Genomic DNA, 12,587 nt, shown 5'->3' on the forward strand with positions numbered 1-12,587 from the left:
GGGTACAGCAGAGGTTGTGCTCCGGCCCCTGGCGTGTGCGTGTCATCGCACCCGTCGGCTTCCGGATGCCGAGGCCCATGCGTGCGTTCAACCATGCACGTTCACCAGATGGCACCGGAAGACGAGCACAGGCTGCACATCTGCCTCCGGACCTACTAGGTTGGAGGCATGGACGAGCCACCAGACTTCGCGTTCGACCTGGATCGCAGCACAGCACAGGCCTGGGACCAGTTCACCGAGCGTCTGGCCGAGGTCGTCTCCGTCATTGACGACGATGGTGAGTTGACGATCTCGACCATGTCAGCGCGCAATGACCCCACGCCCTTCATCCGGTTCGTGCAGGATGACCCCGATCACAGTGATGACACCGCGATGATTCTGGCCGAGGCGTCGAGCAACAGCTGTCTGCCGGACAGCTCTCAGCTCACCCCCGGCCAGCTCGACGGACTGAGCTCCCTGGGATGGCAGGAGCCCGGAACCTGCACCTCTCACAAGACTGACAACTACTGGGTCTACCGAAGCCAGGATGACAGTGAACAGCTTGCTGAGCTGGCGGTGACGACCCTGCGTGACATCTTCGGTGTCCCGCACCCGGTCTTCCTGGCCCCCGACCAGCTCGCAGAGATTCTGCAGCCCGAACCTCCGCTGTCTCCCACCGAGGCGGCCAGCGTCCCCGCCATCATGCCGGTCGACAAGGATCACCTCGACCGCCTTGTGGCCGACGAGCTGTCCCAGATCTTCGGACACCCCGCCATTCGCGACAGCGAGGGAGATTTCGCCATCCGGGTGGGCACCTGCATGGTGTTCGTGCGAACCACTCCTGACGCCTCTGAACTACTGCTCTTCGCAGCTCTCGTCCATAACATCGAGGGACGGTCTCGAGCCGTCGAGGTGCTCAACGACCTCAACGTCCAGTCCCGCTACGGACGCTTCGCCCTGCATCAGGACCGGGTCTTCGTCACGATGTCAGTGATGGCTCGTCCGTTCGTTGCGGCACACTTGCACCAGGCAGTCTCCATCATGTCCAGGCTGGCTGACGGATTGGACAACGAACTGGCTCGCAAGCTGCACGGCAGAACCACTTTTGAAGAATGATCCGGACCCGATCCCTTTGTCACAAGGCAAGTGGTGGGACAATGTGACAAGGGGTTGACGCCCCTGACGTCTCACTGAGGAGGACCACCATGGCCGACGATCGAACCTCGTCAAGGACTCGCCGTACTACCGTCATCGTTGGAGTCGACGGCTCGGAGGACGGCCTGCGCGCCGCCCGGTACGCCGCAGGATCCGCGATCAGGAGAGACGCCGATCTCATTGTCCTTCACGCTGTTGACGATGCTGCTGTCGCCGGTGCCTGGGGTGTCGTCTATGACCCGACCGCTCTGCAGGACGCCGGCCAGGTCGTCGTCGATGACGCCATCAACGTCGCCAAGGGCCGCGGCATAGATCCCGATCGCATCTCGGGTGAGGTGGTTCTGGGTAACCCGGCGGCCATCCTTGCCGACCGCAGCGCAGACGCCCAGCTCGTCGTCGTCGGTCGTCGCGCCAGCTCCGGACTGGAGCGGATGTTCGTCGGATCGACCTCTGTGGCCGTGGCTGGCATGTCCGCCGCACCTGTTGTCGTCATCTCCCGTGCGTCGAACCCGGACCCGACCGGTGGCAAGAAGTGTGTGGCCGTCGCCGTCGGCCCTCAGAGCGCAGGAACTGCCGCTCTCGGATTCGGATTCGCCGAGGCGGACCACCGTGGCTGCAAGCTATTGGCCGTGACCGTTCCCGGCCAGGATTCCCAGAAGGTCCACGCCGAGGCACTCAAGCGACTCAACGAGGTCGTCAAGCCCGTCGCTGACGAGCATCCCGACGTCGAGGTTGAGACTCGGGTGCTCTCCGGCGAGCCAGTGGACGCCCTGGTCGACCTGTCCGGCGATATCGACCTCCTCGTCATCGGCATGAAGAAGCACCCGATCCTGGGATGGACCGCTGGCGGAGTCAGCCGTGGCATCATGGCTCACGCCCAGTCTCCGTTGGCCATTTGCCACTGACCTGTCGGCTCGAAGGACTACCAGTGGTTGTCCCGCCATGTGGTTGGTCCTCGAGGAGCTCATCACCGATGACATCTGCACCGTGTACTCCAACTCGGCGCCCTTCATCCCGATGAGCCCCTTCCCGGTGTGGTCGATCGCATCACCATCAGATCCTTCAGCAAGGACATCAACGAGAACAACGTCGTGACCGCGCAGCCTTTCACGCTCTGCGGCTTCGCAAGGGGGCGCAGTCTCACTGGCTGTTGGCACTGTCTTCGAGCCCCACTGCGGCATTATCTGGCGCGTGGGGATTGACCAGATCACCGAGGCACTCGACCAGATCCAGCGGATGGAGATCTTCACGGCTTGACCGACGAGACGGTGGCCAGCACGAGCCCGTCGCTGAGTGTCAGACCTCTCACATAAACTGAATAGGCCATGCCTGATTCACGACTGGAAGGTGAGCTGCCCGGTGGGGGAGTCGTCGCCTTCGACACCGAGCTTCCCATCGCGGCGCATGCCGACGAGATCGCAGACCTCATCCAGGACCATCAAGTCGTGGTGGTCGCGGGTGAGACAGGTTCGGGAAAGACCACCCAGCTTCCCAAGATCTGCCTGGCACTGGGGCGTCGACACATCGCCCACACCCAGCCTCGCCGGATTGCCGCGCGCAGCGTCGCCGAACGCGTCGCGGAGGAGATGGGGGTCGATCTGGGGGAACAGGTTGGCTATCAGGTGCGGTTCACCCGTCGCGCCACCTCTGACACTGCGCTGACGGTCATGACCGACGGTGTGCTGCTGGCCGAGATCTCCCATGATCGCGACCTGCGCGCTCACGACACCATCATCATCGACGAGGCTCATGAGCGTAGCCTCAACATCGACTTCCTGCTCGGCTACCTCAAGCAGCTACTGCCACGCCGTCGCGACCTCAAGGTCATCATCACCTCGGCCACCATCGACACCGCGAGGTTCGCGGCCCACTTCGACGACGCTCCCGTCATCGAGGTCTCCGGACGGACCTATCCCGTCGAGGTGCGATACCGGCCCCTGGATCCCTCGGAACAGGTCCGCGCCGATGACGAGGATGAGGACGAAGAGCTCTCGGAGAGCCCCTCGACTCCTGCCCCGGTCGATACGAAGGACGAGGTCATTGACCAGGTCACCGGTATCTGCAGAGCTGTCGAGGAGCTCACCCGGGAAGGAGAGGGCGACATCCTCGTCTTCCTGGCGGGCGAGCAGGAGATCCGGGAGACCACCGAGGCTCTCGCCGACCTCGGACTGGCCAACACCGAGATTCTGCCGCTGTTCGCTCGGCTGTCGGCTGCCGAACAGCATCGGGTCTTCACCCCGCACAGCGGCCGGCGCATCGTGCTGGCCACAAATGTCGCCGAGACCTCCCTGACGGTGCCGGGCATCCGTTACGTCATCGATCCTGGAACTGCTCGTATCTCGCGGTACTCGGTGCGTACCAAGGTGCAACGTCTTCCCATCGAGCCGGTCTCCCAGGCCAGTGCGAACCAGCGGGCCGGACGATGCGGCCGCGTCGCTCCCGGTATCTGCATTCGTCTCTACTCGGAGGCCGACTTCGAGTCCCGTCCAGAGTTCACCGAACCCGAGATCCTGCGCACTAACCTGGCCGCCGTCATCCTCCAGATGGCCCAGGCTCGACTCGGTGCCATCACTGACTTCCCCTTCGTCGAGCCTCCCGATCGCTCCCGGATCGATGACGGAATCCGCCTGCTCGACGAGCTGGGAGCCCTCAAACCTGGCCATCGGGACGCTCCCAGACTGACCAAGATTGGCCATCAGCTTGCCCGTGTCCCGCTGGATCCACGTCTGGGGCGCATGCTGCTTGAGGGGTCGAAACAGGGCAGTCTCGCTGAGGTCCTCGTCATCGTCGCGGCACTGTCCATCCGCGATGTCAGGGAGCGCCCCGCCGAGAAGCGGGAGGAGGCCGACAGCTTCCACCGACGTTTCGCCACCGAGGCGAACCTGCTGCAGACCCTCCAGGCCGTCGACGACGCCGACAACAACCGGGTGGGGGACTGGTCCCAGGTTCGTCAGCAGGTACACCGGCGGCCCGCCAACGCCCCGACACCGGGGACACCGGCGCGCCACACCCCTCACACCAATTCCCGTCCGGGCAAGCCTGCCCCTCAGCCCCAGCCTGGTGGGATCGACGAGGGCGGGGACATCCTGGCCATCCACCGACTGTGGCGCTACCTGCGTCATCAGCGTCGGCAGATGGGATCCTCGGCGTTTCGTCGTATGTGCCGGGCTGAGTACATCAATTACCTGCGCGTGCGCGAATGGGACGACCTGCACGGCCAACTGCGCCAGATCGCCAAGGAGCTGCACCTGGAGGTCAACCGCACCTCGGCTCCCACCGACCGTGTTCTCGTCGCATTGTTGTCCGGCCTGCTCTCCCACATCGGTCTGGCCCAGGTTCGGGAGTCCTCGAAACGTCGCGGCCAACGTCCTGGACCTCAGGAGTACATCGGTGCTCGCGGTACCAAGTTCGCCATCAATCCCGGATCCCTGCTGTCGCGCAAGTCCCCGGAACTTGTTGTCGCCGTCGAACTGGTGGAGACCTCCCGGCTGTGGGCCCGGACGGTGGCCGCCGTCCAGCCGGAGTGGGTGGAGGAGGTCGCCGGACCGCTCATCAAGCGTTCCTGGGCCGCTCCGCACTGGGCAGCCTCGACGGCCTCCGTGGTCGCCACCGAGCGGGCGGCCCTCTTCGGGGTACCGCTGTGGGCAGATCATCGCGTCAACTACGGGCGCATAGACCCGGTCGTCTCCCGGCAGATCTTTATCCGTTCCGCTCTGGTGGAGCGGGACTGGCGATCCAACCACGGCTTCCTCAAGCACAATGACCGGGTCCGGGACGAGGCAGCCGACCTCGAGGAACGTAGCCGTCAGCGCGGATTGGTCGCCGACGATGACGCCATCTTCGCCTTCTACGACCGTCGTGTTCCGGAAGGCATCGTCTCGGGATCCCATTTCGACGCCTGGTGGAGACGAGTCCAGGATCGTCACCAACTCGACTTGTCCCTTGACGACCTCGTCGACTCCGACTTGGTCGACGCCGACGCCTTCCCCGACCATTGGAAGGTTGGCAATCTCGATCTTCCGGTGCGTTACGTCTTCGAACCTGGATCCGGGCATGACGGTGTCACCGTCACCATTCCGCTGGCCCTGCTCAACCAGGTGCCGACCGCTCCTTTCAGCTGGCAGGTTCCGGGTCTGCGCACCGAGTTGGCCACCGAGCTCATCCGGGCCCTCCCCAAACGGATTCGGACCCAGCTCGTCCCCGCTCCCGACCGTGCCCGAGCTGCGCTGACCTGGCTCGAGGACAACGATGCTGACCGTCAAGCCCCTTTCACCGAGGAACTCGGGCGAGCATTGCGGGCTCTGACCGGGGTCATCGTCGACGCCGATAGCTGGAACACCGCAGCCATCCCAGCGCACTTGCGGGTCGGGTTCGACATCGTTGACGCCGAGGGGCGCACCGTCGGCAAGGAGCCCGGGAAGAAGGGTAGGAACAAGTCGACCTTCTCCCAGCCCAAGCACGTCGCCAGGTCCGAGGACCTGGAATCCCTTCAGACCGATCTGGCCACCAAGGTCTCGCAATCCTTGACCAAGGCCGCCGGACGACCTCAGGTCCATGGGGCGACGCAGTGGACCTTCGATCCGATCCCGGAACGGGTTGACCTGTCGCGCAAGGGGGCTGACGCCGTCGGCTACCCATGTCTGGTTGATGAGGGAACTGCGGTCGGTAGCACCGTTCTCGACACTCCGAGGGCTCAACGCGCCAGCCACGCCGCAGGAGTCGTCAGGCTGTTCGTCCTCACCCTGCCCGATCCGACGAAGTGGGTCGTCTCGCACATGGACAATGGCACGAAGTTGGCGTTGGCGACCTCGCCATATCCCACCGTGCCGGCATTGCTGGCAGATGCGCGTCACAAGGCGGTTGCCTCGGTTGCTCATGAGAAGGCGGGGGATCTGTCGGGGATTCGGACGAAGGAGGCTTTCGAAGACCTTTCCCTGGCCGTCCGTCAGGACCAGGCCGACCGGATGGCCCGAGTGGTGCGCACCGCCGGGCGGATCCTCGCCCGACTCGTCGACGCCCGTCAGGCCCTGGCAATGGTTTCGGATCCGGCAATTCGCGCCGACATCACCACTCAGATTGATGACCTCGTCTTCGAGAACTTCATCTTGGCCACCCCGGATCCCTGGTACGACGACATGCCTCGCTGGATCCAGGGGGTGAGCGTGCGCATCGAGTCCCTCATGACGAATCCGACGCGCGATCTCCGCCAGATGGCTGAGTTGGAGCCGCTTCTGGTCGAGTACGACGCCCTGTGCGAGGAACAGCCGGCTGGCAAGCTTCCCGCCGAGATCGAGGAGATCGGGTTCATGTTGGAGGAGCTTCGCGTCCAGTACTTTGCCCAGCGCCTCGGAACCAGGGTCACCGTCTCCCCGAAACGGATTCGCTCCGCGATGAACAAGGTGTCCTGACCACAGCCATGAACACGTTCACATGGAGTGAGCAAGAGGCCGGATCCATCGCCTCGCCGCCGGTAGGATCGTGGCCCGGCCGCACTCAAGGAGGAATGCCCCATGACCCCGTCTGATCCCCGCTTCTCGGGTCGAGTCACCCTGCCAGTTGAGGAGGGGATGGACGACGAGTTGGCTGCGATCATCGATCGTCTCGGTGCCGACGCGGTGCGTAACAGTGACGGCACCTGGTTGCCGAAGATTGTCTCCAACCTGGGGAAGAAGGTCTACTCAACCCGTTTCTGTGCCCGTGGGGACGAGGCCTGGGCCCTGGACCATCTCGACGAGCACGTCAGCCTGTACCTGTGTTCCGATCGAGTCCCGGCCCTGGAGGACGGTCCGCTCGAGATCCACATCATGCGGGGGTTCTTCGCTGAGCAGGTTCGCCCCGACACAGATGTCGACGTCAAGCGATGGTGGCAGGTACGGGACCGCACCACCGGCGAGGTCGTCGACGACTGGACTGTGAGTGGCGAGGGTGCCGACTGCGTCGTGGCGGTGCCCGCGACGGCCGGACACGTCTACACCGTCGCATTCCTGGCAGCCCAGCTGTGGGACACCACCCAGATGTACAACTACACGACGAATCACTGGGAGAACGATCCCACTCGCAGCAAGGAGCATCCTTTCGACGTCGTGCACCCTGCCACCTGGAATCACGTCCAGGAGTCCTTGTCCGAGTGGCTCGACGCCCACCCAGAGGTCGACGTCGTCCGTTTCACGACCTTCTTCTACCATTTCACCCTCTACTTCAATGAGCAGGCCAAGGAGAAGTTCGTCGACTGGTTCGGCTACTCCGCGAGCGTTTCGGTACCTCTCATGGAAGCCTTCGAGGCCGAGACCGGCTGGCAGATCAACCCGGAGGACTTCGTCGACGCCGGCTATCACAACTCGTCCTTCCGCCCGCCCTCCCAGTTTTTCCTGGCGTGGATCGACTTCGTCAACCGCTTCGTGACTGACCGAGTGCGTCGACTCGTCGAGATCTGCCATGACAAGGGCCGCGAGGCGATGATGTTCCTCGGGGACAACTGGATTGGCACCGAGCCCTATGGTGAGCTCTTCGCCACCACCGGTCTGGACGCCGTGGTCGGCTCGGTGGGATCGTCCGCCACCTGCCGGATGATCTCCGACATCCCTGGTGTCCACTACACCGAGGGACGATTCCTGCCCTACTTCTTCCCCGACGTCTTCAATGACGAGGGGGACCCGGTGGGGGAGGCGAATACCTCCTGGGTGCAGGCCCGTCGCGCTATCGTACGCAAGCCCCTGGACCGTATTGGCTACGGCGGATACCTCTCCCTGGCCAATCAGTACCCGGAGTTCATGGAGCGAATTGCGCAGATCTGCCAGGAGTTCCGCGACATCTGGGAGCGCAGCGGCGGAAAGACCCCGCGCACCGCTCCGTTCCGGGTTGGCATCCTCAACTGTTGGGGAGCCCGTCGTACCTGGATGTCCCACATGGTCGCCCATGCCCTGTACTACAAGCAGGCGGCACCGTACCTGGGCGTCGTGGAAGCGCTGGCGGGCCTGCCCTTCAACATCGACTGGCTCGATTTCGACGACATTCGTGACGGCGTTCCCGAGGGAATCGGGGTACTCGTCAACACCGGCTCTGCCGGGACAGCCTTCTCGGGGGCCCAGGAGTGGTCCGACGTCACGGTGCAGGCGGCAGTGCGCACCTTCGTGGCTCGTGGTGGCGGTTTCATCGGGGTGGGCGATCCCACCTACTGGCCTGGCGACGGAGCGTGTTTCCGGCTCTCTGACGTCCTCGGCGTCGATCGTGAGATCGGCTGGAGCCTGTCGACCGACCGCTACCCGAATGTCGTCGACTCTCATTTCATCACTGACGGTCTGGCCCTGGATGTCGGACCGGTCGCTCCCGAGATCGTCCCGGTCTGTGACGACACCGAGGTTCTGGAGCTCCATGACGGCTCGATACATGCTGCCGTCCACACCCTCGGCAAGGGGCGGGCGGTCTATCTCGCCGGTCTGCCGTACACCGTGGACAACTCGCGACTACTACACCGGGCGATCTGGTGGGTCGCTGGTCGCGACGACGAGTTCGCAGACCAGTTCATCGCGGATGATCCTCGCGTCGAGACGGCCTGCTATGACGAGGCTGGCCTGCTGCTGGTGACCAACCTCAGTTTCGACGAGGTGACGACGACCATCAGTGGTCTGGACGACGAGGTGACTCTTGCCCCGGCCGGGTCTGCCTGGATCAACATCTCCGCTTGACGACGAGAACCCGAATTCGCTGTGCCGGACCAGTCGATCTGGCACAGTGGTTGGGTGCCATCGACGACTGCTGAACTGCTTGACCTGCTCGATCTCGAGGACTTGGACCTCGACCTGTTTCGAGGCAAACAACCTCGTACGACCTGGCAGCGAACATTTGGTGGTCAGGTGCTCGCCCAGGCTCTGGTGGCCGGTGCTCGCACGGTCCCCGAGCGTACTGCCCACTCCATGCATGCCCTCTTCCTCCATGCCGGTCGCACTGACCTACCGATGATTTTCGACGTCGAGCGGATTCGTGACGGACGGACATTCAGTACTCGTCGGGTCAATGCTCGTCAGCACGGCCGGACGATCTTCACCGCGGAGCTGTCTTTCAAGAACCGTGAGAACGGGCCGGAGCACTCCGATCCGATGCCGGACTACCTGCCTGGTCCGGAGAAGTGTCCGACCTTGGCCCAGGCTTTGGAGCAGATGTTCGGACGGTCGATGCCGACCGTCAAGGAATGGGACGCCCTCGACGTCCGGTTAGCCGGCGACGGGTCCAATCTCGTCGACCCCAATCACGTCACTCATCTGAGCTTGTGGGTTCGCACCACGGCGAGCCTTCCTGACGACCGGGTGGTGCAGCGAGCCATCCTCGCCTACATCTCCGACATCAGCTTGATGGCCGGTGCCGTCATGCCACATCTGGGGTCGATCCCACCGGGCATGATCGTCAATCCGGCCTCCTTGGACCACGCGATGTGGTTCCACCGGACTGCCAAGGCAGACGAGTGGATGCTCTACGACCAGGTTTCCCCAAGCGCCTCGGGTCTACTCGGATTCTCCATGGGCCGGTTGATGCAGGACGGACAGCTCATCGCGTCGTGTTGCCAGGAGGGAGTCATGAAGCTGGTGGACGTCAACGACGTGGATGCCTCGGTGACCTTCCCCGTTGGGCCCCGACCAACGGCCACGTCATGACGACAACGATGGCCCCGGATTTCTCCGAGGCCATCGTCGTCGTTGGTGATGTCGTTGTAGGGACCAGGCAGCCATGGTGGCCAGGTTGCGCTGACGCATGGTGGCCAGGGCGGCACTGTTCGCTATCGACATTGATGAGCAGTCATGACATGAGTACGTACGGTGAGCAGAGGAAGGCGTGGGCCCGGGAATGGGCTCGCTTGCGTCGCGAGTACCTTGACGGCGAGGCCCCGGCCCGCCAGAACTCTCACCCCCGACCCGGGGTCACCTATACCGTCCAACACGAAACTCGCCACGATAGCCGGACGAAATCACATGCGGACCCACATCAGTGACGACGAGCGTGCCGCCTTGGTTCGAACTGACTAAGAATCTTTGTCTTTCCACTTATCTTGCTTTTTCTTGGCTACAATGATAAGAATCGCCATAATGGCGGTGAATACCAAAAATTGAGGAGCCCAATTGAAGCCAACCTTAGTCATTCCTTCAGTGAGTCGCCGAGAAAATCCCCCGGATGCTGAACTAAATCCGGATACGAAAATCCCAGCTACTGTTGCCAACCCATAGAGAATCCACCATGTATAAAGCCAGTCAGGATCGACTATCTTCTCTAATGGCTTCCGCTTGTCTTTAAATATATTGTACGACATGCCCCCCCTTAGCACGCATTATTAAACGGGATATGATCCTCTCCGCCACTGGCGGCCAACCCGCAGGCCATGCCGGCGACAGGGTTCATACCGCCAACACCTCCGCATAAAAGGCCGGCGCCAACGCGGTAGCTCCACTTTGCCACCTCGCTTGAGGCGCAGCGCTGGCTAATGGCGGAAGCTGTGGTCTGTGGATCATATACCGTCGCGATGCCTGTATCGCTTGAATACTTGAAAGCACCCGATCTGCTGCCATCTTCTCCTTGGATCAGAGGAGATGTCATTGAGAAAAGAAAAGCTCCATTTTTGCTATAAATAGAAAGAGTTCTCCCGTTGTCAAGAAGTTTTACAGTGTCGCCTTTCTGGAGGCTTAATTTAAGTTGAGCAACACCGATATGGGAAGAGTCCATGAATGTTACAACTCTCTTGAAGCCGTCTTGGCCTAGAAAAACTCGAGACTTCTGAGGGGTTTCAGATTGGCTTATGTGCGAATTAACTGATTGCTTAATTGGATTGGGGGAAGCAGATGCGTAGACAGAAGATGAAAACGTTAAAGTAACGGACGCAAGGGCTATGGTTGCAGAAATCGCGCGCTTCATGGGTAATAACATCTCCAATGCATTTCGATTGAATGTGGCTCCAAGGTACGCCCCAGGAGGGTCACCTCGGTGTCCATGCTGGGGCCGGAGCTGCCGGGAATGGCAACTTGCTCGGTTCAAAGAGCCCATCTGGAGGTTGTCCCGTCTCGGACGTATCTGACTTGTCCTGCCTGGCCAGTCCCAAGCCCAGCGAGTTTAAGGGCTCTTCACAATCGAGGGTGTAGCTGGGGTCTGATGCCTCCGGCTTCCAGGAGGGATCGGGTGGTGTAGTGGGTCAGGTTGCGGAACCCGAGGGCGGTGCCTCCCAGGTGTTCGAGGCGGCCGTTGATGGCTTCGGTGGGGCCGTTGCTGGTGGCGGGCCGGTCGAAGAACGCGAGGATGTCGTCGCGGCGTGTGGTCAGGGTCTGGCCGAGTCGTACGACCTCGACCAGGCTGGCGGGAACGCTCGATCCGATCGACGCGATCAGCCGGGTCATGATCTTTGTGCCTTCGGTTCGACTGCTGGCGCGGTAGGCGGTGATCATGGGCTGGTAGACGTCCCAGGTGGCCTCGACCTCGACATGCCGATCATCACTGAACAGTTCATCCAAGCGGCGTTGTTGTCTATCGGTCAGCAGATCAGCGCTGGTGTGCAGGATTCGTCGGTTCTGGTAGAGCCGATGATGTTTACGCCCGCAGGTGCCGTGCAGCCAGCCAGGTTGTAAACGTGTGTTTCGAGCGTCCTTCGACCATCGCCGGTAACCGACTCGCACCGGTGCCGGTACTGACTGGAGTCAGGTCGATGACCACCAGTGCTTCCAACGCCCACCGCAACGCCCCTCGTGACAAGCAGGAGTGCGGCGAAGCGGCGCGGGTGAGGTCGTGGCTCCACACATGACCACAACCGGTGCACTGGTAGCGGGGAAGCCGGACTGTCAGGGTGGTGGTACGCCAGCAGAACGGCACATGCGCCAGTTCCCGAGTGATGGTGTCGCGCACCCGGCCGTGGCCGCTGCAGCGATGGCACCACTCATCCGGTGCCGTCGGGCAACACAACAAGACGGCCCGCTCAGGGGTGAGGTGCTGGCCTGTCAGGACCAGTCCGAGGTCGTCCAAGCAGCAGAACGTGGCCAGACCAGAGGTGGTGACGGTAGCGTTGTTCATGTCGAGGCCTTGGGCGATGGCTGTGTGCGAACTTCCATCATTCCAAGGACCTCGACCCGCATCAGGACCCAGGGGTCAGCTACCGATCCACACCCCCTCATCCGCATCTGTGAAGAGCCAGTTTGAGCAGCAAGGTGGACGTCGAGAGCGTCGCATCGTCACACCACGCAGCGTGACGCTCAGACAGCCAAAACAACCGTCGTGACATGAGCAGACGACAGTTACGCCAGGCTGCGATAAACAATCATCCAAAAAGACATCAAGAATGGTGACACTGGATCGCGTGAGAAGGTCGATCATATCGAATTCGATTTGCGATCAGTCTCATAACAAGTGGGCTTGCCCATGGAATGCTTGGTTTGCATCGGCCTTCCGAAGGCCCTCAGCCAGATCCTTTGAGTCTTGCTATTTCT

The 12,587-nt window shown here is 62.2% G+C and carries 7 protein-coding genes and 1 pseudogene; 5 read left to right on the forward strand and 3 right to left on the reverse strand.

Features of this window, described 5'->3' with window-relative positions:
- Nucleotides 1–168: 168 nt before the first annotated feature.
- The 5 genes from ACP8ML_RS05210 (at nucleotide 169) to ACP8ML_RS05230 (ending at nucleotide 9,782) form a co-directional block, all read left to right on the forward strand.
- Nucleotides 169–1,095 carry a T3SS (YopN, CesT) and YbjN peptide-binding chaperone 1 gene (locus tag ACP8ML_RS05210; protein ID WP_065672664.1) on the forward strand — a complete coding sequence of 309 codons (927 nt, stop codon included), beginning with the start codon at nucleotides 169–171 and terminating at the stop codon, nucleotides 1,093–1,095.
- 89 nt (nucleotides 1,096–1,184) lie between these two features.
- Nucleotides 1,185–2,039: a universal stress protein gene (locus ACP8ML_RS05215; RefSeq protein WP_016667515.1), complete on the forward strand. Its 855-nt coding sequence runs from the start codon at nucleotides 1,185–1,187 to the stop codon at nucleotides 2,037–2,039.
- Between the two features lie 420 nt (nucleotides 2,040–2,459).
- A complete protein-coding gene (gene hrpA, locus ACP8ML_RS05220; protein WP_486703051.1) occupies nucleotides 2,460–6,542 on the forward strand; it encodes an ATP-dependent RNA helicase HrpA in 4,083 nt (1,360 codons plus the stop codon).
- Nucleotides 6,543–6,644: 102 nt separating this feature from the next.
- Nucleotides 6,645–8,819 carry a 1,3-beta-galactosyl-N-acetylhexosamine phosphorylase gene (gene gnpA, locus ACP8ML_RS05225; RefSeq protein ID WP_486703052.1) on the forward strand — a complete coding sequence of 725 codons (2,175 nt, stop codon included), beginning with the start codon at nucleotides 6,645–6,647 and terminating at the stop codon, nucleotides 8,817–8,819.
- A 54-nt stretch (nucleotides 8,820–8,873) separates the two neighbouring features.
- Nucleotides 8,874–9,782, forward strand: coding sequence for an acyl-CoA thioesterase (locus tag ACP8ML_RS05230; RefSeq protein ID WP_036902410.1), 909 nt, complete (start codon nucleotides 8,874–8,876; stop codon nucleotides 9,780–9,782).
- Nucleotides 9,783–10,147: 365 nt separating this feature from the next.
- Here the strand turns inward: ACP8ML_RS05230 and ACP8ML_RS05235 are convergent, their stop codons facing one another.
- The 3 genes and pseudogenes from ACP8ML_RS05235 to ACP8ML_RS05245 all read right to left on the reverse strand — a co-directional run bounded on the left by ACP8ML_RS05235 (nucleotide 10,148) and on the right by ACP8ML_RS05245 (nucleotide 12,174).
- On the reverse strand, nucleotides 10,148–10,432 hold the full coding sequence (locus tag ACP8ML_RS05235; RefSeq protein WP_023032640.1) for a hypothetical protein: 285 nt from the start codon (nucleotides 10,430–10,432) through the stop codon (nucleotides 10,148–10,150).
- 8 nt (nucleotides 10,433–10,440) lie between these two features.
- Nucleotides 10,441–11,031 carry a hypothetical protein gene (locus ACP8ML_RS05240; RefSeq protein ID WP_138237506.1) on the reverse strand — a complete coding sequence of 197 codons (591 nt, stop codon included), beginning with the start codon at nucleotides 11,029–11,031 and terminating at the stop codon, nucleotides 10,441–10,443.
- A 206-nt stretch (nucleotides 11,032–11,237) separates the two neighbouring features.
- Nucleotides 11,238–12,174 (reverse strand): annotated as a pseudogene (locus ACP8ML_RS05245) (transposase).
- Nucleotides 12,175–12,587: the final 413 nt, after the last annotated feature.

This window comes from Cutibacterium sp. LaCa_255 (assembly GCF_057458005.1).